This window comes from Enterococcus sp. DA9, from assembly GCF_008000875.1.
Classification (GTDB): Bacteria; Bacillota; Bacilli; order Lactobacillales; family Enterococcaceae; genus Enterococcus_B; species Enterococcus_B lactis.
Genome location: NZ_CP042839.1, coordinates 347,749 through 370,206, shown reverse-complemented (window position 1 = coordinate 370,206; position 22,458 = coordinate 347,749). Strand labels below are relative to the sequence as shown.

General features: G+C 38.3%; 19 protein-coding genes and 1 pseudogene. 16 read left to right on the top strand and 4 right to left on the bottom strand.

The genetic code is table 11. The features are described from left to right. Position 1: 1 nt before the first annotated feature. The 4 genes from walK to FTX43_RS02585 are packed head-to-tail and all read left to right on the top strand — an operon-like array spanning position 2 to position 4,884. Complete coding sequence (gene walK / locus FTX43_RS02600) at positions 2-1,837, top strand: cell wall metabolism sensor histidine kinase WalK (RefSeq protein WP_002310033.1); 1,836 nt, start codon at positions 2-4, stop codon at positions 1,835-1,837. After that, a complete protein-coding gene (locus tag FTX43_RS02595; protein WP_002310035.1) occupies positions 1,834-3,150 on the top strand; it encodes a YycH family regulatory protein in 1,317 nt (438 codons plus the stop codon). Before walK ends, FTX43_RS02595 begins: the two co-directional genes overlap by 4 nt. Beyond that, positions 3,151-4,020 (top strand): two-component system regulatory protein YycI, encoded by an 870-nt coding sequence (locus FTX43_RS02590; protein ID WP_065772687.1) that lies wholly within the window; start codon positions 3,151-3,153, stop codon positions 4,018-4,020. 54 nt (positions 4,021-4,074) lie between these two features. Then, on the top strand, positions 4,075-4,884 hold the full coding sequence (locus FTX43_RS02585) for an MBL fold metallo-hydrolase (protein WP_073490565.1): 810 nt from the start codon (positions 4,075-4,077) through the stop codon (positions 4,882-4,884). Between the two features lie 100 nt (positions 4,885-4,984). Here the strand turns inward: FTX43_RS02585 and FTX43_RS02580 are convergent, their stop codons facing one another. Continuing rightward, positions 4,985-5,614, bottom strand: coding sequence for an NAD(P)-dependent oxidoreductase (locus tag FTX43_RS02580; protein ID WP_002310039.1), 630 nt, complete (start codon positions 5,612-5,614; stop codon positions 4,985-4,987). Between the two features lie 169 nt (positions 5,615-5,783). Between FTX43_RS02580 and FTX43_RS02575 the strand changes: the two genes are divergently transcribed. After that, complete coding sequence (locus FTX43_RS02575; protein ID WP_002314120.1) at positions 5,784-7,082, top strand: PTS sugar transporter subunit IIC; 1,299 nt, start codon at positions 5,784-5,786, stop codon at positions 7,080-7,082. Between the two features lie 76 nt (positions 7,083-7,158). Here the strand turns inward: FTX43_RS02575 and FTX43_RS02570 are convergent, their stop codons facing one another. Then, on the bottom strand, positions 7,159-7,821 hold the full coding sequence (locus tag FTX43_RS02570; protein ID WP_002310041.1) for a CPBP family intramembrane glutamic endopeptidase: 663 nt from the start codon (positions 7,819-7,821) through the stop codon (positions 7,159-7,161). Positions 7,822-8,044: 223 nt separating this feature from the next. On the opposite strand from FTX43_RS02570, the gene groES reads away from it, so the two are divergent. From groES to FTX43_RS02545, 5 genes are all read left to right on the top strand, one after another. Next, entirely contained in the window at positions 8,045-8,329 is a 285-nt protein-coding gene (groES, locus tag FTX43_RS02565; RefSeq protein WP_002288862.1) for a co-chaperone GroES, read from the top strand. Between the two features lie 51 nt (positions 8,330-8,380). Continuing rightward, positions 8,381-10,006: a chaperonin GroEL gene (groL, locus tag FTX43_RS02560; protein WP_002290607.1), complete on the top strand. Its 1,626-nt coding sequence runs from the start codon at positions 8,381-8,383 to the stop codon at positions 10,004-10,006. A 331-nt stretch (positions 10,007-10,337) separates the two neighbouring features. Then, entirely contained in the window at positions 10,338-11,744 is a 1,407-nt protein-coding gene (locus FTX43_RS02555; protein WP_002314119.1) for a PTS sugar transporter subunit IIC, read from the top strand. Positions 11,745-11,826: 82 nt separating this feature from the next. Further along, positions 11,827-12,099, top strand: a complete 273-nt coding sequence (locus FTX43_RS02550; RefSeq protein WP_080491754.1) for a hypothetical protein — start codon at positions 11,827-11,829, stop codon at positions 12,097-12,099. Positions 12,100-12,113: 14 nt separating this feature from the next. After that, positions 12,114-13,037 (top strand): LacI family DNA-binding transcriptional regulator, encoded by a 924-nt coding sequence (locus FTX43_RS02545; RefSeq protein ID WP_002316811.1) that lies wholly within the window; start codon positions 12,114-12,116, stop codon positions 13,035-13,037. Positions 13,038-13,152: 115 nt separating this feature from the next. Here FTX43_RS02545 and FTX43_RS02540 read toward each other — a convergent pair whose 3' ends face one another. Further along, positions 13,153-13,905, bottom strand: a complete 753-nt coding sequence (locus FTX43_RS02540) for a MerR family transcriptional regulator (protein WP_002345535.1) — start codon at positions 13,903-13,905, stop codon at positions 13,153-13,155. Between the two features lie 220 nt (positions 13,906-14,125). Between FTX43_RS02540 and FTX43_RS02535 the strand changes: the two are divergent. Further along, positions 14,126-14,481 (top strand): annotated as a pseudogene (locus FTX43_RS02535) (DUF1827 family protein). Between the two features lie 359 nt (positions 14,482-14,840). Here FTX43_RS02535 and FTX43_RS02530 read toward each other — a convergent pair. Further along, positions 14,841-16,334 (bottom strand): helix-turn-helix domain-containing protein, encoded by a 1,494-nt coding sequence (locus FTX43_RS02530; protein WP_396015387.1) that lies wholly within the window; start codon positions 16,332-16,334, stop codon positions 14,841-14,843. Between the two features lie 490 nt (positions 16,335-16,824). On the opposite strand from FTX43_RS02530, the gene FTX43_RS02525 reads away from it, so the two are divergent. The 5 genes from FTX43_RS02525 to FTX43_RS02505 all read left to right on the top strand — a co-directional run bounded on the left by FTX43_RS02525 (position 16,825) and on the right by FTX43_RS02505 (position 22,322). Next, positions 16,825-19,608 carry a hypothetical protein gene (locus FTX43_RS02525; RefSeq protein ID WP_147606710.1) on the top strand — a complete coding sequence of 928 codons (2,784 nt, stop codon included), beginning with the start codon at positions 16,825-16,827 and terminating at the stop codon, positions 19,606-19,608. 73 nt (positions 19,609-19,681) lie between these two features. Continuing rightward, a complete protein-coding gene (locus FTX43_RS02520; RefSeq protein ID WP_002310050.1) occupies positions 19,682-19,978 on the top strand; it encodes a hypothetical protein in 297 nt (98 codons plus the stop codon). Next, positions 19,968-20,540, top strand: coding sequence for a hypothetical protein (locus FTX43_RS02515; protein WP_002316807.1), 573 nt, complete (start codon positions 19,968-19,970; stop codon positions 20,538-20,540). Before FTX43_RS02520 ends, FTX43_RS02515 begins: the two co-directional genes overlap by 11 nt. Before the next feature lie 23 nt (positions 20,541-20,563). Then, on the top strand, positions 20,564-21,187 hold the full coding sequence (locus FTX43_RS02510) for a hypothetical protein (protein ID WP_002320369.1): 624 nt from the start codon (positions 20,564-20,566) through the stop codon (positions 21,185-21,187). A 106-nt stretch (positions 21,188-21,293) separates the two neighbouring features. Then, entirely contained in the window at positions 21,294-22,322 is a 1,029-nt protein-coding gene (locus FTX43_RS02505; RefSeq protein WP_147606708.1) for a DUF916 and DUF3324 domain-containing protein, read from the top strand. Positions 22,323-22,458 lie beyond the last annotated feature (136 nt).

The following is a 22,458-nucleotide window of genomic DNA, read 5'->3' as shown; positions in this document are numbered from 1 at the left end:
GATGAAAAGAAAAGTCCGCTTTTTTCGATCAGTCAATTTTAAGATCGCTATTACCTTTATTCTGATTTTATTGATCTCGATCGAAATTATTGGTGCCTACTTTATACGTGGTTTAGAACGTTCCACGATCAATACATTTATTAAAGATATGAATCAAACGGTGGAATCATTAGCAACAACAATCAGTCCGGAATTGAATCGAAAAGATAATGCAGATGATGAAGAGGTAAATGCGAATATCAAGAGATTTATTGAAAACAGTGCGACTAGCGATATCATCGAAATACGGGTCGTTGACGAAAAAGGGATCATCCGAGGAACAACCGATGTCAATGAACAAAGCGCTGTGGGAAAGAAAAATGATTATGTCGATATCAATGATTTCACAACTAAACGGTATGTTGCTTTAGATAACGACGATAAACGGGTGAATATCAATGTTCAACCGATCCTGTCCCCGACCGGCGATGCCGTTATCGGGGCTCTTTACGTCAAAAGTAATATCGAACAAAAATATTCGGAAATCAATAATACAGCAGTCATTTTCTTTACTGCCTCACTGATTGCTGCGTTTATTTCAATGATCGTCTCCGTTTTAGTGGCTCGTTCGATTACTCAGCCAATCGGTGAAATGAGAGAACAAGCCATTCGAATCGCTAGAGGAGACTACAGCCGGAAAGTCAAAGTGCATGGACAAGATGAACTAGGGCAGTTGGCTGATACCTTCAATCAGTTAGCTGAACGTATCGAAGAAGCTCAAGATACAATGGAGGCTGAACGCAATCGGTTGGATAGTGTGCTGTCTCATATGACAGACGGCGTCATCGCGACAGATCGCAGGGGGAAAGTCATTACAATTAATGATATGGCTGTTTCCTTGCTAGATGTCAAAAATGAGGAAGCAATTGGACAATCGATTTTGACACTTTTGGATATCGAAGAAGAATATACCTTGCGTAAATTATTAGAAGATCCAAACGAAATGGTACTTGACCGTTCAACCAGTACATTGGAGAGCGATCAGATGATCTTACGAGTAGACTTTTCCATGATCCGTCGTGAATCAGGTTTTATCAGCGGATTAGTAGCTGTCTTGCATGATGTGACAGAACAAGAAAAAACAGAACGGGAACGCCGTGAATTCGTTTCTAATGTTTCCCATGAGCTTCGTACACCACTGACAAGCATGCGCAGTTATATCGAAGCATTGAGCGAAGGTGCATGGAAAGATGAAGAAGTAGCGCCAAATTTTTTGAAAGTAACATTGGATGAAACAGATCGGATGATTCGAATGATCAATGATCTCCTGAATCTATCTCGCATGGATACAGGAAATACCCAGCTTCAATTAGAGTATGTCAATTTTAACGAGTTAGTGAATTTTGTTCTTGACCGTTTTGATATGATGGTGGGAAACCAAGAAAAAAATTATAAGATCCGTCGTGAATTCACGCAAAGAGATCTTTGGGTCGAAGTAGATACAGATAAAATCATCCAAGTAGTCGATAATATCATGAATAACGCGATCAAGTATTCACCAGATGGGGGAACAATCACTTGTCGCTTATTAGAAACGCATAATAACGTGATTTTAAGTATTACCGACCAAGGATTGGGGATTCCTAAAAAAGATCTGAACCGTGTGTTCGAACGATTTTATCGAGTAGATAAAGCACGTGCAAGAGCACAAGGTGGGACAGGACTTGGATTAGCTATTTCTAGAGAAGTAATCAAGGCGCACCGAGGCGCTATTTGGGCAGAGAGCAAGGAAGGAAAAGGATCGACTTTTTATATCTCGCTGCCATACGAACCTTATGAGGAGGAATGGTGGGAATGAGAATTTCTGAAAAAGTCGTTCGCGTAGGACTTATTTTGATGGTTGCATTAAGTTTATATTTCTCTTATGCCATCTGGCTGAGTCCGGCAGGGAAAAGTTCAATCAGCGTCGATGAGACAAACACTCAAATGATCGAGTCTCAAAGCAATCGGAAAACTTCTGAAGTTTTTCTTCCGCTTCATGTCACATGGCACCATTCGGGAATGATTCAAGAAACCAACAGTGAAAATCTCGTGTACCGATTGCAATTGATCATCGATAAAGCAAGATTCGGGAAGCTTTCTGAAGTCGTTTCGGGAGATGAATCACAATTCGAACAAGTGAAAAATCTGTCATCTGGTTTCGAGTTGGCCTATAATGCGCCTTTTTTGCTAAGAGAATATAAGGAAGCATTTGATTTAGATGTAGACGTCTCGAATTTGGCAAAAGAAAGCGAAAATATGTATTTTACTAGAATACAATTCGATCAAGGAAACAAAAAAATCCGATTTTTGAATTATTCGAACCACCTTGTATATGAAGCGAATATTTCATTGAATTGGGAGGATATCAACAAAGAATTAACAGCAAACGACACGAAATGGACAGAAATGTCAACAGAACCGTCGACGATCGACACCCAATATGCTACGAAACATTCAATCAAGTTGAAAAAGTATAGCTATATCCTTTCGCAGCAACCCTATACACTTTTTAGAAATGCTTTTTTCCAGAAACCAGATAGCGTGAAGAATAATGATGAAAGCAATGAATTGATTTTTTACGGTGGGAATGAAACGATGTCTATCCATTCGGAAACGCAAGTAGTTGATTTTCGAGGAGAGCTGCCAGAGAAAAAAGAAAATGCTAGTGTATTTTCTGAAAGTTTTCCCTATATTAGCAAATTAGGCAGTTCTTTAGGGAATCTCAGATATTTTGACCGCAGTGACAATACCATCGATTACCGGATCTTCGTGGAAGGCTTCCCGGTTTTTGGGACGGATAGCAGAGGACAAATTGGTGTGGAAGTTGGCGGTGAAACGAACGGTTCGGTGCAAGTGAATATCCAAACCAGTTTGAATACGATTCAAGTACCGATACCTTCAGATGAAGAAGTAGAACTTGCAAGTACGAATGAAATCATCCAGCAGCTGGAAGCTAAGGGAGCAGATAGCAACAAGATTGGTTCAGTAATCGTTGGCTATACATGGCAAAATGTTAAAGAAACGAATCGCGTCGTTGATCTCTTACCTGAATGGTATGTGAAATATAAAGATAACTGGTATTCAGCTAACGACCTTCTGGAAAAATTACCTGGATTGGAGGCGAATTAATTGGATTTTAAAAAAATCGAATGGATATTTTTCGTCGCTTTTTTAGGGTTGAATGTGTTTTTATTCAGCAGTTATCATGATGCGGTATACCAAGAAAACAATGTTATTCGTTCTGATCAGACTGAATCAATCCAAAAACGTCTGGCTAGTGACGATATCACTTATACGGGGAAGATTTCTTCTGAGAGCAAGCAAGGCTATTATCTTAGCGCGGAACAGACCAATCTTAGCACTTCATTAGCAAATTATCGCAAGGCTGGTAAAAGCGGATTGTTGGAAAGTGGCGTGTTTTTAGACGGCGATGTTTTGACAAAATCCTTATCCAGCTCAGAAGCTGAAAAGAACGTGATTGATCCAGATAAGATCAGCAGTTCTTTGGAAGATTTTTTAGCTAACAAAGACAATATTTTGTTCGGTAATGAGTATGTGTATACGAAAAACTTTTCTCATTTAGAAGAAGAACCACTAGAAATCCAAGCAAGCCAAGAGTATGAAGGTATTCCGTTCAATGATGATACAGCAAAAATCGTTCTTTCTTTAGAAAAAAACGATAACGATTATAGTATCACGAAATACATGCAGACGCATTTATCTGATATCGAACAGCTGCGTGAAAAGACGGAACTCTATACAGAAGAGGAAGCAATCAATACATTGTACATCAATAACAAAATACCAAGAGGATCAAAAATCTTATGGCGTCAACTAGCTTATTCCTGTATTCTAAAAGTCCGGGAAAAAAATGTGTATGTTCCTGTTTGGCATGTAGCGATTGAAACAAGTGATAAAGTGGTTCAAATCGAGAGCGTCAACGCTTTCAGCAATACGATCGTGACAAACAACACTGTACCAAAAGTGGAAGATCAATAAAAAAGCGAGTATAATGAAAAAAGTTTACAAAGTAAGAAGGGAAGTAGGAGTCAAATGGCTGAAGAAAAACCAGCTTTTAAAATCAGTATCCTAGCAAGTGGAAGTTCGGGTAATTCACTTTATATCGAAAGTGAAAAAAAACGGCTTTTGGTCGATGCAGGACTTAGCGGTAAAAAAATCACTTCCTTGATGGCTCAAATTGATCGGACACCGGACCAATTAGATGGAATACTTGTGACGCATGAACATCGAGACCATATACATGGTGTAGGTGTCTTAGCTCGTAAGTATCATTTGGATGTTTTTGCCAATCAGCAGACTTGGGAAGCGATGGAGCCACTGATTGGGAATGTACCAGTGGAACAAAAACATCTATTTGAGATGGGAAAAGTAAGAACATTCGGCGATATCGATATTGAGAGTTTCGGCGTCTCCCATGACGCAGCAGCTCCGCAATTTTATCGTTTCCATAAAGAAAACCATTCATTCGTCATGTTGACGGATACCGGATACTGCAGTGATTACATGCGAGGTGTCATTGAAAATGCCGATGGTTATTTGATGGAAAGTAACCATGATCTTGAGATGTTACGCATGGGACCTTATCCGTGGAATCTAAAACAGCGTATTTTAGGAGATAGAGGGCATCTTTCCAACGAAGATGGTGCACTTGTCATGACTGATGTGATCGGTAATCGGACCAAACGAATCTATCTTGGTCATCTTAGCAAGGAAAACAATATGAAAGAACTTGCTCATTTAACGATGGAAAATGTTTTGAAAGAAAAAGATTTTGGTGTTGGACATGATTTTGAAATCTATGATACAGATCCAGATGAAGCAACTGAGCTATTTTCGATTTAAACAGTGTAGTCAATAAAAAATAAAAACAGAAGATAAAATCAATCAGTGTTGGTTTTATCTTCTGTTTTTATTTTTTCAGATCATTGACAAAACAATCGTATTATCGGCTGACTACACTGATGTGCTGTTTTTCATGTTGTTTATCCAGTATCTCATCTACTAATGCAATCGCGTAATCTGCCATGCTGATCGTACTGTCGCCAGCAGCGTTTCTTTTTAAATAATCATCACTTAATAAATAAGTGCCTGTACGCTTGCCGTGTGGATCAAATAAAGAAGCTGGACTGATATAAGTCCACTGTAGATTTTTAGATTGTTTCAATTTTAACAATCCTTCGTACATATTGAAAGCTGTTGGATAGAAGGGTGCATTTTTAGGTACTTGGTCAATCATACGAGTCGTCTTTTCTGTATCTAAGAATAACGAAGAGGCACCCCCAACGACAATTAAGCGTGTATCGGTTCCTTCAAGTATCTCAATCAAATGGGACAAAGAAGTTTGATGCATTTCTTCTTTTCCTTTAGGAGCGTTGAAAGCATCAACGACAACATCAAAAGATGCAAGGTCAGTAGCTGTCAACTCAAATAAATCCTTTTGTATAAACGGAACATCTGATGGTAATTTTTCTGGATGACGCACAATTGCCGTCACATCTAAATCTCTGGATAATGCTTCGTCTAAAATAAATGAACCTGCATGACCAGTAGCGCCAATGATTGCGATTTTCATAAAAAAACCTCCTTTTTTATTCCTGTCCATTGTAAGAGGTTACTGGATATTCGTCAAAGCGTCCGTTTTTTGAAAAGCTTAGTGCGCATTCCTTTCATGGTTCGTGATCATTGGGTATAGTTAAATTAAGAAAACTAGTTGATCAAATAGAAGATGAAGGAGATAAGAAATGAAAGAGTGGTTAGATCGTGCCTTTTTACCAATGGTAACATCTGTTGTGAATCTTAGACCCTTAACTGCTTTACGTAATGGAATGACTTATACGATCCCGATAATTATAGTTGGCTCACTGTTTTTCTTATTTGCTCATTTTCCTGTAGATTACATCGCTCGGTGGATAGATAAAACAGGATTTTCTATGTATTTTACACAAGTATACCAGGCTACATTTGACGTGATAGCCTTTTGGATCGTTTTTGCTATTGCGTATGCTTATGCAAAAGAAGAAAACATCGATCGCTTGCCAGTCGGGATGACAGCCTTGTCTGCTTACCTACTACTTATTCAGCCACTTAATGTTCAGGTAGAGATAGATAATATTTGGACAGGCGGTGAAGGGATACTAGGAGCAGTTGCTACTGGGCTCCTCATTGGATGGGGCTATGCACGTTTAGCAAGATTTGCGAAAGGGTGGAGGCAAAATGGGAAGATTCCTGAAAATGTTTGGCAGTCTTTTACTTCATTGATTCCAATACTTGCTATAGTCACTTTTACGCTTATAGGTTCAGCGGTTTTTCAACAGTTGTTCGGGATGACTGTCATTCAAGGAATATGGACGTACGTCCAACTTCCGATCCAATCGTTGATAGACACGTTAGTCGGTGTGCTTTTATTAGGTTTTTTTGTCCCGTTTTTATGGCTATTTGGTCTTCATGGATCTGCGATGGTCAATGGGTTGGTTAGTCCGATCTTACAAGCAAACTCATTAGCAAATGCAGAAATCTTAGCCTCTGGAAAAGAATTGACTGTGGCAAATGGCGGGCATATCGTTACTCAGCAATTTCTTGATCAATTCATGACTGTTACCGGAGCAGGTTTGACGTTAGGGGCTGTATTTTTTATGACGTTTTTTGCGAAATCCAGGAAATACCGAGAATTAGGAAAACTTTCACTTTTACCAGCCTTTTTCAATATCAATGAATCGATTATTTTTTCCACACCGATCGTGATGAACCCGATGATGGCTGCTCCTTTTATTTTCGCGCCGATCCTCTCAGGATTGATTACCTATTCCGCTTTATATTTTGGATTCGTTCCTTTATTTACAGCGGTCCAAGTTCCTTGGACAACACCGCCGATCCTCTCGGGTTTTTTAGTAGGCGGAGTGCCTGCAGCGATTTTACAAGGTATCGTGCTGGCAATTAGTTTTTTCATTTATTTCCCATTTTTGAAAAAAATAGATTCTGCAAACTTCAAAAAGGAAAGACAGACAAAAAATGATGGAACAGCAGAAAAGATTATCGACTAAAAAAACAAAAATACTCCTGTCGCTTTAGATTGGAAAAATCACCAATCTAGGATGACAGGAGTATTTCTAATCATGTTTATACCAGTCCTTTTTGGACAGCTAATTGAACAAGAACAACTAATGTGTTCATTCCTACGTGTGTGATCATCGATGTCCAGATCCGACCAGTCGCTTTGTACTCTAGGCTGAAGAAGAAACCTAAGAAAAAGTAAATTAGCAAATGACCGTCATTATGAGCAAACGCAAACAGCAAAGAGCTGACCACTGCCCCAACCCAAAAATTTGAATACCGACTGATGATCCCTAGTATGCTGCGGCGGAATACGAATTCTTCCATGATTGGTCCGGCAACAGTTGTCGCCAAAATAAAAGCAGGTGCTTCCATGATCATCTGGATGATATTTTGTGTATTCTCAGAAGGGGTTGCTTCGCCAAACAATATAGATTCCAACATTACAGCGATGCTTTGCAGAATCAATGCGACAAAGATTCCAACTAATCCATAAATAACGATCTTTGGAACAGAAGCTTTTTTTACTGCTGATTCGATTGCTAACGGTTCACGTTGCTTAAAATAAAAAATAGCTAGGATAACTGCGCCTAGTATATACATGACTGCAGTTGCTGTGATCAATTCAGACGTAGATTTTACAAGTCCTATCGAAGCTAAGATCAAGGGTGAGATAAAAATTAGACCATAGCAAAAAATGCTGAGGAAACTATATTTTTTTAAAGACATGTAATTCCTCCTTTAAGGGATAACAAGCATGCAAGGCAAGCTTTTATCGGTTGATTTTAATTATATCATAATTTCAATAAACAACTGTCAGAATAAAATTTCTTTTCTTTGATTTAAAAGCTTGCAAAAAAGAGGGAGAATGAGTATTATTAAAAATGTAGGTTAGCACTCGAAGGTTAAGAGTGCTAACGGATTAAAAAAAGAGTTATCGGAGGGATTTATCATGTTAAAACCATTAGGTGATCGCGTCATTATCGAAGTCGCAAAAGAAGAAGAAAAAACTGTCGGAGGAATCGTTTTAGCTTCTGCAGCTAAAGAGAAACCCCAAACTGGGACAGTTGTTGCAGTTGGTGAGGGCCGTTTGTTGGAAAACGGTGAAAAAGTTCCTGCCGCTGTGAAAGCAGGCGACCAAGTTATGTTCGAAAAATACGCCGGTACAGAAGTAAAATACGAAGGAAAAGAATATCTGATCGTCGCAGGAAAAGATATCATGGCGATTGTTGAGTAAATTTTGAAGATAGAAAAAATAATCAAAAATAATCGATGAGGTGAATCAATCATGGCAAAAGAATTGAAATTTGCAGAAGACGCACGCGCAGCTATGTTACGCGGGGTAGATAAATTAGCAGATACAGTGAAAGTAACATTAGGACCTAAAGGCCGAAATGTCGTACTAGAAAAATCTTACGGCTCTCCATTGATCACAAATGATGGTGTGACGATCGCAAAAGAAATCGAGTTAGAAGATCATTTTGAAAACATGGGTGCAAAACTTGTATCAGAAGTAGCATCAAAAACAAATGATATTGCCGGTGACGGAACAACGACAGCAACTGTTTTGACACAAGCAATCGTTCGCGAAGGTTTAAAAAATGTAACTGCAGGTGCTAATCCTCTAGGCATTCGCCGCGGGATCGAATTGGCAACAAAAGCCGCAGTGGAAGAGTTGCATAATATCTCAACTGTTGTTGATTCAAAAGAAGCCATTGCACAAGTAGCAGCTGTTTCTTCAGGTTCTGATAAAGTTGGACATTTGATTGCTGATGCAATGGAAAAAGTTGGAAACGACGGTGTCATCACAATTGAAGAATCAAAAGGAATCGAAACAGAACTAGATGTTGTAGAAGGTATGCAATTTGATCGTGGTTACTTATCACAATATATGGTAACAGATAACGACAAAATGGAAGCTGTTCTAGAAAACCCATATATCTTGATTACAGACAAAAAAATCTCTAACATCCAAGACATTCTGCCATTGTTAGAACAAATCTTGCAACAATCACGTCCATTATTGATCATTGCTGACGATGTAGATGGCGAAGCATTACCAACGCTTGTTTTGAACAAGATCCGCGGAACATTCAATGTAGTAGCTGTAAAAGCTCCTGGCTTCGGTGATCGTCGTAAAGCAATGCTTGAAGATATCGCTATTTTGACAGGTGGTACAGTAATTACTGACGATCTAGGTCTAGAATTAAAAGATGCAACAATCGAAAACTTAGGAAATGCGTCTAAAGTTGTTGTAGATAAAGACAATACAACGATCGTAGAAGGTTCAGGAGAAAAAGAAGCCATCGAAGCGCGTGTGCAATTAATCAAAAACCAAATTGCTGAAACAACTTCTGATTTTGATCGCGAAAAATTACAAGAACGCTTAGCTAAATTAGCAGGCGGTGTAGCTGTTGTTAAAGTCGGTGCAGCTACTGAAACAGAATTAAAAGAATTGAAATTACGTATTGAAGATGCATTGAATGCTACACGTGCCGCAGTAGAAGAAGGAATGGTCTCAGGCGGTGGTACAGCTCTAGTGAATGTTATCAGCAAAGTTTCTGCTGTAGAAGCAGAAGGAGACGTGGCAACAGGTATCAAGATTGTTGTTCGTGCCTTGGAAGAACCAATTCGTCAAATCGCTGAAAACGCTGGTTATGAAGGATCAGTGATTGTTGATAAATTGAAGAACGTAGAACTAGGTACTGGATTCAACGCTGCTACTGGAGAATGGGTAAACATGGTTGAAGCAGGTATCGTAGACCCAACTAAAGTAACACGTTCTGCCTTGCAAAATGCCGCTTCCGTTTCTGCCTTGTTATTAACAACAGAAGCAGTCGTTGCAGATAAACCAGAACCAGCAGCACCAGCAGCTCCTGCAATGGATCCATCAATGATGGGCGGTATGATGTAAGAAAAGCACCTTGCTTATCTAGCGTAGCCCATTATTTGAGGAAGATAGATAAAAAAGTAGAAAAGGAAGCAAAATATTTCCTTTTCTACTTTTTTTGTATATCCATTCATAATAATCGTTATGTAAAGGGTATCATTTGCTTTTGCGAGTAGTTGGAAACTATACTATTTATAAAGGATCATGCATATTTTTTGAATTTGCATAGTTATTTATTTTATCTGCTAAAAACAGATAGCCAGATAGGAATAACTATGCTATATTTATAATATCATTATAATGTATGCGTATTCAAAACGGGGCTTCGGTAACAATAAAAACAGGAGGAGAAAAAATGAATGGATTAATGAGTTGGATGGAGAAGTATATTTTGCCAGTTGCAACGAAAATCGGGTCGGAGAAACACTTGGTTGCATTGAGGGATGCTTTTATTGGTACGATGCCAGCTACGATGGCAGGAGCAATTGCTGTTTTACTGAACGCATTTATGCGGGATTTTCCGAATACGTATCTAGGTGAAGGGAATGCGATCACGACATTTTTTACCCCAGTCATTGGCGTAAATGGATTGATCTGGAATGGTACTTTAGCTATTATGGCAGTGGTCTTTGCCTTATCACTAGGAGCGAATCTAGCGAAAGCCTATGAGGTCGATCCTGTCTCAGGAAGTATTGTTTCTCTGGTTGCTTTTATTATTGGCTTACCCGATGCAGCAACAGCGGTGTTGACATTGCCCGAGAAGCTTTCGCAAGACGCAGCAGATTTGATTACTTCTGCAGGTGGTGTGATTGCTGGAACGCCAGACGGAGGACAAACGTTATCAGTAGGCGCATGGGGCTATTTTAATTTTGGTAAATATATGGGTGGGTCTGGTTTGTTCACTGCTATGATCTTTGGATTTATTTCTGTCATTATTTTTGCGATTCTGATCAAGAAAAAGATCATCATACGGATGCCGGATGCTGTGCCACCTGCTGTAGCAAGAGCTTTTGCGGCGATTATTCCTGCATTAGTTTCTTTATACGTCGTTGGTGTGATTAATTATATCTTTAGACAAACAGCTGGTGAGCCGCTGATTGACTGGATTTCTGAAGCCATACAATCTCCTTTGATGAACTTGTCACAAGGTTATGGAGCGGTCTTTATCATTGTTCTTCTTGTGCATGTTCTTTGGTTTTTTGGTCTTCACGGCACAAATATCATGTCACCTGTTTTGCAGACCTTATATGGTACCGCGATGGTCGAAAACACGAATGCCTTTCAAAATAATGAGCCCATCCCTTTCAAATGGGTGGCAGGTTCTTTTGAAGCTTTTGTCTGGCCGGGAGGAGCTGGAGTCACGCTGGTGTTGATAGTTATGATTTTATTTTTATCTAAACGGGCAGATTATAAAACGGTAGGAAAGTTAGGGATTGCACCAGGAATCTTCAATATCAATGAACCAGTGATGTTTGGTCTTCCTGTTGTGTTGAATCCGCTGTTGATGATTCCGTTCATCTTGGCACCTCTTGCGACTGCAACGATCGCCTATTTTGCCACGATGGCCGGGCTTGTTCGTCCGGTTGTAGTAAATGTGATTTGGGTCATGCCAACGATTATCAGTGGATTTTTAGCTACTGCGGGAGATTGGCGAGCCATCGTTTTAACAATCGTTAATTTAATAGTAGCTGCTTTAATCTGGGCACCATTTATTTTAGCAGCAAACCGCTTAGATCCAAATTTAGGTGAACCAGAGGAATAGAATTTTTCTATTGCAAAACAAACTCCTTGATATGAGACGCGTTTCATACACTATACTCAAAGTATCAAAAGGAGGGCTTGCAATGAATACCTATGTAGAGATAACAGATGGCACAACGAACAAATATTTTTATGCGTTTGTCGAGTTTAAGGGATCCATATTAACGTTGTACAGTTTTCAAGGGCTGAATAAGAATATAGTAAAAGAAATACCGATGAATGAAATCGAAACGTGGACAAAAGATATATATTGGGGTGGACAGCGGATCAGTTTTTCTCATGATGGAAAAATGTATCAGTTTTTTGAATGCGGTCCAGCTGTGGTAGACTATTTACAAGAAAATCTTTTTGTATAGGTGGTGAAGCAGCAGTGGCAAATATTCGAGATATCGCAAAGCTCACAGGTTATTCAGTTTCTACTATTTCACGTGTGATCAATGGACATCCATATGTAGATGAGGAAAAAAGGAAAGAAATACTTGCGGTCATGAAAGAAGTCGATTATATCCCTAATGCAAAAGCCAGACAGTTGAGTTATGGAAAAACGAAAAGTATCGGAGTAATCTTGCCTTATACCAACCATCCGTACTTTGATCAGCTGATCAGTGGGATCATTGAAGAGGCGTTTGACTATGATTACAAAGTGACGCTTTTACCGACGGGTTATCAGAAAGAAAAAGAGCGAAGCTATCTTGAAGAATTTGCAGCTAAAGCGTTTGATGGATTGATCATCACATCTCGTGCCAATACACTAGAAGATTTGCTAGATTATCAAAAATATGGTCCTCTAGTTTTTTGTGAAGAAATCAAGGAAAAACAGGCAAGTTGCGTCTTTATTGATCGAGAACAATCGATTACAGAAGGTCTTTCTTATTTGAAGCAGCAAGGGGTAAAACGATTGGGCATCACATTGGGGCGAAGTGGCAGGCTGAGTTATAATTCAAAGATTACTTTGCAACTATGTCGTCGACTTTTTCCGTTTTTTGATGAGTCACTTGTTTTTTGGGATTGCATAGATGCAGAGAAAGGAAAACAAGCAGGTATCTTTTTTAAAGACCATAGAGTTGATGGGGTCTTTACAAATTCGGATATGGTCGCAGCAGGCATCTTGCAAAGCTATCTGCAAGATAAGGTACCAGTGGTGATTGGACGCGATAATTTGCTGATCAGCGAGCTTCTTGGCTTTCCAACGATTGATCACCATCTGGAAGCTTGCGGAGAAATGGCTTTTCAATTGTTTCTTACAGAAAAAAAGGATAAAGTGAAAATACCTTACACGTTTATTCAGCGCTGAATTTTGGCAAAACACTTGTAAAAAATGAATCAGACACCAAATGTTAGTATAAAAAATCTAACTTTGGTGTCTGATGTTTTGTTGTTCGGTCGTTTTTGTCGGATCATGTAAACTGTTATGCCTTTTTTTGGATGATTTCATTTAATGCTTTTGCTGCACCATGACCACTTCGTTCGTCATAATATGCAGTGAATCGTTCATCGGCTTCGTACATCATCCCTAATCCTTTATGCGCTTCCGGCTGATATTCAGACCAGCTGTAAGATAACCACTTCTTATGAGCTTGAAAGATGCGATCTGCTAAGTTTTCATCTGTAGGAGCTTGTAAATAAAGAGTGAGATCAGCTAAAATCTGCTTTTCAACAGTTTGCATTTCTTCATACGTTTCTTTATCCATATTCATCCATTTTTCGTTGGATGCTGTAACCTTTTCTTCCCCGTATTTTTGTCGAATCTCTTGTCCATAAGTTTCTTCATTTTCTTTCAATTTTTGTTGTTTGAACCCTTCAAATTTTTCTTTATCACTCATTTTTCTTCCTCCTTCGTATCTATCAAGTGTTTGTTGGACAGTTGCCAAGAGGATGTCGATTTGTGCCCGTTTTTCTAGAAGCATCTGCTGATGTTCGATTAAAGCTTTCTGGTGGTCAAAATGCGGATTATCTAAGATTTCTTGAATATCCTCCAACTTGAATGCCAACATTCGATAAAATAAGATATGTTGCAGACGATCGACTTCTTTTTTGCCATAAATCCGATAACCTGAGGAATTGATCCTAGCTGGCTTTAGCAGTCCAATCTCATCATAAAAGCGCAAGGTTCTCGGACTGACTCCTGATATCTCTGACATTTTCTTTATCGTGTATTCCATTATTTTTCCTCCTGACAAATGTAAGCATAATCCTTTACGTAACGAGAAGGTCAAGAAAAAAGTGTATTTTTTTCTCATAAAATTATGTTATACTATTAAGTGATAAAAGGTAAATCCTTTTGTTTTTAAAGGTTTAATTGTAACCGATTCCTTAATGTTGGGAACAACGGGGAATATATGGGATTGAATCTAAATCGACTATATAGAAAAGAGGAATGAGATGAAGCTAATCGAAACACCTGTGAATAGTAATTTAAATATTAAGACATTTTATCCTAAAGTAGTAGAATTCTTTTTTGGGAATACGGCCATTAATTATTACAAATTATTTTCGTTAGATCGGACACAGTTGCTGCTAGTGGACACATATGACAAAAAGCAAGTTGTGATGATCAATACGAAGAAAAAATCACAAGGCAAGAAATCGACTATGCGATTCATCACGTTTTAAAAATGACACGGGAAGATGTCAAAGTCCATATAGGAGTGAAACAGGAGCTGGAACGTGCCGGAATACAATTCAAACGTCCAAATAAAGATATTGTAGTTGTTGAACAAAAAAATACGATGGATTGATGTCCTAACGACTAATCATCTTTATGCTAAATCGCTCCATCTTTATGATGTATACAGTAAAAAAGAGGTTGCGAAAAAGCTGTTCTGCATCAAGTAATAAGAACAGCCAAACAAAAATAGTTCGTCATATTTTTTGTTTGGTTGGGCTTATTACCGCAGATGCAAGCTTTTGAGCACCGTTTAAGGAAGAGGTTGTGAAAACAGCGTTTTGACCTGTGTATTAGAGAAACAAACGGAAAAATAGTTCCTCATATTGTGCCGTTTGTTGAGCTAATACCGAGGGCCAGCTAATGGAACACCGTTTATTCGGGAAAAGGGATTGTGACAGACTTTTGTCGCAGCCCTTTTTTGCAATCCAATTATACGAACAGTTGTGGTTTAATTGACGGCAGCTTTTTTCTTTCAGTTTTTTTTAAAAGCAAGTGAAACTTCTTATTTTCATGAGCTTTTTTCAATTCAAGGTACAACTTGACATAATCTGTCTTTCCTTCCAAAAAATTCACTACATAATAACTTCTATCCGTTTCTTTGGGCATAAGATGTATAGAAGAGACAATCAGAAAATCAATGGGTTGTATTTCTTCATAGGATAATTCCTTCAGTTCGATAAAGGACAAGTCTTTTAAAAAATTCTTGATATCTTGGGTAAAAAAATAATTCGTTTCCATCACTAAAGAAACTTGTAACTTAGTTGAATTTTCATTGTCCTCGCAACATTGCAAAGTCAGCCATGCAAATATTTCAGCTAAATCGTTGCAGCAAATAGAAAGCCATTGATAATTATGTCGCCGCCCCATCTTATTCAAGAAGAAGGTAAAATGCTCTTTTAAATAGTAATAACTTGAAGACTTCTTTTTATGAAAATAATTCATTAGAAAGAAGAGTGTCGGAATACGCTTTGGAAAAAGATAATAACAAAAAAGAATATTAAATAAATGAAGGTGAACAATTTGATTGTGTTGAAAAACACGGTCATCAGGAAAAATCTCAGTTTGCCAATAATTGTCAAGTTCTTTCAATAATGAAGAAAGCAACTGTCCTTTTTTGTCGAATATGTCTAAAGAATCATTAAGAGTAGGATTCTCATATTGAAAGGTCGGTGCATAAAACACCATAAATTGTGCAAAACGAAATTCACTATCTTGATGAGAGGAGGGAATAGAAAAATGTTCACCAAAAAGGTATTTTATTCGATGATCATTACTAAAAACTGCTTCGCTATAGCGAGGGTCATCCTCTACATAGTGACCTTGTGCAATCCGCTGAGTGGTAATCCCAGCAAAAAGACAAACTTCTTTTTTTCCTACGAAACTCCAATTTAAAGATGTATGCTTAGTAAGTTCAGCCAATTTTTTTAATAACTCAGATTTTGAGACGTAAAAAGCATAATCTTCATTTCCACGAGAAGCTGCCCAAAGAATATTGAATAATATCAAGCGAATCAAGCGTTCGTCTCCTTTGAAAGATAATTGGCTGCGATTAAAAATGACATCGAATTCCTGTACATAATCGGCTAATGACTGCAGATGCCGCATAGCAGAAGCACGACTAATGAAATTTTCTTGGCAGAATTCCATCAGATTTTTCTCTGGATAGAAAAGAGAAGATTTGATTGCGCGATAAGGGAGGCTCTGCTGGATAAGATAGGAATAATAATAATCATAGTTTAAATCAGTTGGCAGATTCTGGTTGATCTTGTTTTTTGACAATAATTTGAATCCAGAAAAGCAAAAGTCATCAAATTCATTCTCCATTTCATTCAATATATTTTTTACGACACTAGAAGATAAATCAAGTTTTTTACTGATTTCTTTGATAGTTAATTCATGTTGCTCCTCCAATAGATGAAAAATTGCTAACTTGCGGCGTTATTTCTGGGTAAACACAATATTGAAAAACATAGGACCTCCTTTTTGATTGCTTATTTCTTTAATTAATTAAAAATACAAATATTTTATAAACTATTATTCAACTCCAGATCATTTCTAGATACCTCTTCATTTTTCTTTATATCCGCTTAAATTATATTTTTCTCATTTTTTTGGTTTTATTTCCTTTTTATTGTCTCAAATTTGAACGATAAATACAATTTATTTGAGAAAACACTTCCATTGTTTATAGATTAATGTTTTTTTATTAAGTTGATTGCTACCTCTTATTATGCATTTAATGGATGTTTACGGTATTTTTTTTGTTATTATATTTTTTAGCATCCTCTTTCTAATGTGTTTGCAATCTTATTTTAATTAAGTTAAATTTTAGTTATCGGATAAAAGATGAGAACGACTATATCGGAGCTTTTTGAAAAAATCTCACTAATATTCAAGAAGGGGAAGAGAGGAAATGAAAAAAACGAAAACTGTCTCGCATTATGGCAGTGTAGTTTTTATGGTTGCTGTCCTATTTTTATCGCAACTTGCGGGACTGTCGCAGATCACTTTTGCCAAGACTGAGTCTGAAAAAGTAGTAGCTGATGAACATGCGAATATTGTGATCGATTACGAAATGGATGAGGAACTGAAACAGATACAATGGAGTATGACATATGAGAAGCATGCAAAAGATGAAGCTGAATATCAAATGCAATTTAAGCTGGAAATAGTTGAACACGAAGGATTATTACTTAGAGAAAGCATTCAGGAAATCGAACGTACCTTTGGAAAAGTAGGACCAGTTGATGAGGAATGGTACTACGCAGGTGATTTTTCTTCGGAGAATGAGAGAATTGAAATCGTTTTTAAAAGCCACATAGTAGAAGAGTATAATCAATATCATCTAAAAATCACGCCAAGGCTAATGAAACAAACAGAGGATGAATTAGTAGAAGTCTTGATCGGAGACCAAGAAGAATATACTGTCGTGGTAACTTTACCAGAAAATATCACAGCATCTGAAACACAAGAAACAAGTGAGCCTTCTCCAGAGATTTCTAAAGAAGTAGAATCAGCAGAAATCCCAATAGGCGATTCAATAGAAGAATCAAAAGCAGAAGCGGAAGAAGTCGGAGTCTATGCAGCTCCTAATATGTCAGATCCTACTCTAAATGGGGCCTACGATGATGCGATTCCGCTAAATAGTTTGTTTACGATCCCTGACTATTTAACGATTGTACGAAATGTTCCAAATTTTGTGGACAATAACAAAAGTATCCAGATGACGCCAAATCATATTTTAACTGCACTTTACAATCGAGGACATATGGTTTCAAAGAGTCAAAATACGATCAGATTTTCAAACTTGACAAGAGATATCCGGTTCACTAGCTATATGTATTTTGATACGGACACAGAAGGGATCTCCTTTTTCTTACATGATGGGAATCCTACGAGTTTGTTATACAGCCGACGAGGAATCCACAACAAATATGATCCCACTGTGGTTACGAACCATGACGCAAAAGCACTGGGTGCCTATAAACATAAAGATCCTATTGGTCTATTTGACATTGATCGGCACATGGCAAATGCAATGGTCCTTGAGTTCGATAATCAAGTATCTACAGGTCCATTAGGAAATCGAGATAAATTTGGAGATCAAGGTCTTTCTGGTGCACATATTGCAGTGGCTCCTTCCGATAGTCCTGCTACCAAAACTCTTATAAAAGATTTTGAAACAAATAATGCCTTTGTGACAGGTAGTTGGTGGCAATTGGATGTCAACATTACTCCAACAGGGATCCTTCGCTTTTTGATGACAGATTTACGAGACGGCGGATATGGAACAACAACAGGCGAGATCAATATCAATGACTATTTTTCCAATCTCCAATCAAAAAATCTTTATTGGGGATTTGCTGCGACGGCAACTTATACTAAAGATAATTACACGACATTGTTTATGACAGAGCCAAATTTTGATATTCAAGGTGAACTAGTCCATGAGATAACGATGCAAGGACAAGGGGGAGCAGAAAATGTGAGTGGTCAGACAGTTGCTGCGGATACAGAGTTGGAACATACGGTTACTTTTTACAACGAAGAGGGAGACGGTAGTATATTCCTTACTCCTAGTAATGATAATGGTCTCTCGATTTTAACTTCTGATCTGGAAGAAAGTAAATCGAACCCTTTCAAATTTACGGATATGGTCCCGATAAGTGAGTATCAGCCTTATTTTACTTATCAAACTATAAGTAATAATGACGAGATCATAGAGCATCGAGTAAATGCGATGTATGATGACTCTCTACAACGCTTTTATCCAATAGAAACTATCGAGATAGAAGTAGGTACAGTATTGAAGTTGAATTATAAAACAAAAGTAAAAGCAGAATTCCCTGGGTATGAGGATCATGATGTCTATGAACGAGTATCCTTCAGGGGAAGAAGTCTTTCTCCAACAGGCAGTTACTATGATACACAGGTGGAACAAGCCGTTCAATATGCGATCCAGCGTGAGCCCAATACCCCACCGGAATTAGCGAATCTAAGAACGGTAGATGGACAAATGGCTGAGAAAACTACGTTTACTGATTTCAAAGAGCGATTTCGTTTTGCTTTTGATTATGGTGACGGTGATTTGGACCGTTTGTATTATAGTGTGTGGATCAATGGAGAAGTTCTTACCGAAAATCAAATGCTCCTCAATGCACGAGAAGAACTTCAAACACTTAGATCAGCAGCATTCACGATCGACATAAAAGATCTAGAGGGGGTCTTTCAACGAGGTGAAAATACGATTACTGTAACGCTCACTGATAATCGTATTGATGAACCGCTTATTTTGGAAGAGAGTTTTCAGGTGGAAGGTTATCTGGGATTTGAATTCGTGACAGAAGAATACAGCTGGAAGTATGCTCGATCACAATTGCCAATGAACAGACAAGCACAAGCACGTGAAGAAAGGATGCGTGTTGTTACTAGAAACACATTGAATACATCGGATTCATATAAAGTAACCGTATCTGCTGAAGAACTAAATCATGTGGATATGCAACATGCGATTAGTGAAGGGTATCTTGTGTTCAAAAATGAAATGGGAGAAATCGCACTTTCTGCTTTAACACTGGAAATTGATAAGGTTTATGAATTTTCACAAGAAGAAGGCTTGTTACTGCGCCTAAACAGTCAAGATAGAACAGGAGTATATTCTGGAACGATCACGTGGAAAATTGAAGATGTGTTATAGCAAGAAGCTAGCTTTGAAAGGGGGGATCGTATGGCTGGCTAGATACTAGAAAAAAAGTGGAAAGGAGAAAACAATGAAATCAAAAAACCGATACTGGATGATTTCTGTTCTTCTTCTACTCCTGTTCTCGTTATCGATGCCAGTGGTGAATGCTGCTACCCAAGCTGGTGAAACGCATGCAGTCATAGAAATCAATGAACGGGAGATAGGAAAGCAGACTGAAAAGGGAGAAGAAAAACAGAAAAGCAGTTTTCCAGAGGCAAATGAAGCAAAGGCAGGATTGATTTCATTTGTTGGGACGCTGTTGATTATCGGCGTTATTTTAGTCTATCGTCATCAAATACGTGGAGGCGAAAAACATGAAAAATAGATTTTCGCTAGCGTTATGGAGTGCATTATTCATAGGAATGTTTAGCTGTTCTTCTGCTGTTCACGGACAGACCGAGGGTGCGACTTCTCTGAAAATCGTTCCTTTGAATGAACAATTTCCACGGATGTTATACATTGATGATTTACTGTTCGTATCACGCTATACAGATGAACACAATCAAATCCATCGAGAGAGCAACGATTTATCGATTACCTTTCTTGATTCTCGAAAAGAGAGCACAGAATGGCAACTACAACTGAAAACAGAAGACTTCCGTTGTAAAAAAGATGGACATCTTTTGACTGCCGATTATCAATTAGGCAGAGGAATGTTCAGCGGAAAGAACGAAGAAGCTGTCAAAGGATTGGAAGCTTTCGAATATGATCACCAAGATGCAGGAAAAGAGTATCGTACGATCATCCAGTCAACAGGAAACAAAGAACGTGGAATCGTTACATATACGATTCCTGGCGAGCAGTCAACACTCACTTTTCCTGAGGGGACATCTAGTGGTCATTACTACTCGAAACATTATTGGCGATTTGTGAATGCAGAATTTTGATGAGAAAAAAAGGAGGACAAAAAATGAAAAAATTAGTAGGGGTTTTAAGTACAAGTGCGATGTTATTTACATGTTTTGCACCAACAGTCATGGCAGCAGAATTTGGTGAACCAATGGATGGAACGACTAGAGTGGAGATTACTGACTTTTTAGTAGTGGATGATCTTCCAACTTACCCAGGGATTTTTACACTCGATGATGTTCCTGATATCGATTTTGGTGAACATACGGTGGCGCAAATCAGCGCAAATACAACTGTCAATGGTACTTTTGATGGCGCATTGCAAGCTTCCGATTTTCGTCCGCTAGAAGCCAGCAAAACAGAAGCTTTAGAATTGATCAGCGAATACACTGGTGTTGAAGATACAACAGAGCTGACAGCAGCTTGGGAGAATGCTGTAGTTGCGGGAGACTGGGTATTGACAGTCAGTGCAACAAACTTAACAGATGATATTGCTTCTGCTCTTACGATCAATGGAGAAAATGTATTAGAATCTGCAACAACTCTTCCGATATCTTATGTTTCCGGTACATTTGATCATATAAATGAGCTCACATCAGAAGCGCCAACACTAACAGTCAAAGCGAATACACCGGTTGGAGAGTATACTGGTACAGTTACTTACACAGCAGTGGATTCGATCTAACAGCAGTATTTCAAGTAAAATAATTTGTTTTACTTGTAAACAACCGCAAAAGGATGGAGCGGATAAGCTAACTCCATCCTTTTTACATAAAATGGAGGGATGAAAAGTGAGACGACATTTAGTATTGGTTTTGATAACTTTATTAATACAGATAGTTTTTCCTGGAATCGTCGTTTTTGCTGATGAAAATCATGGAGCAGACTATAGTGTCCATCCTATTTTACCGGACAATCAGCGAGAAGGACGTTCATTCTTTGATTTACGAGTAGAACCTGGAACAAAACAGACATTACAGATCCAGATCAATAATTTTTCTGATCAAGAGCAAACGTATTTTATCAATGTCAATACAGCTCAGACAAACGGAAACATAGTGATTGACTACGGACAAAATGAATTACCAGAGGAGTCAATCGTTCAGCAACCCATCTGCACATTGGTCGATTATCCAAAAGAAGCAGTGATCCCAGGGAATAAAGCAGGAGTCGTTACTTTAGAAGTACAAGCACCTGATACTTCCTTTGATGGAATCTTATTAGGCGGGATCCAAGTGAAAAAAGATTTTTCAGCTGAAAAAGAAGAAAGTAATCAGCCTTTTTTTAGCGAATACGCTTATGTGGTTGGGTTGATGATGAGCGCAAATGACAAGGAAGTTGTGCCGGATCTGAAGTTGAATGAGGTACGTTCCGAAGTGATCACCAACAATGCTGGTGTGGTTGCTGTGCTAGAAAATCCTCAACCAATCAATATCAAGGGAGTGACCGTTGAAGCAACTGTTCATTCAAAAGGACAGGAAGAACCGATAATGACACGAAAAATCGAAAATGGTGGTATTGCTCCTGAATCAGTTTTTGCTATGCCTATTTATCATGGGGAAGCTGGAAATACGAAACCTTTAGAATCGGGGGATTATCGACTTTTAGTCGAAGCACAAGATGAGACAGGGCAAAAGTGGTTGCTGACAAAAGACTTTACGATTACGAAAGAACAAGCAAACTCAGTCAATCATGAGGTTTTTACTGTAGAAAATAATACAAATTCTTTGTTGTATATCATTATCGGGGCCCTAGCAGCGGTTCTTTTAGTCGGTGGTTTCTATGTATATCGCAGAGGAAAGAAATTCCGCAGAAGGTGATTCATATCGAATATTAAGTGAAATCTGGTTTATAAGAAGTAGCAAAATTAAGAGTAGGGGCTGTGACAAAAGTCTTGTCGCAGCCCTTTTTTCCGGATAAACGGTGCTCAAAAGCTTGCATCTGCGGTAATAAGCC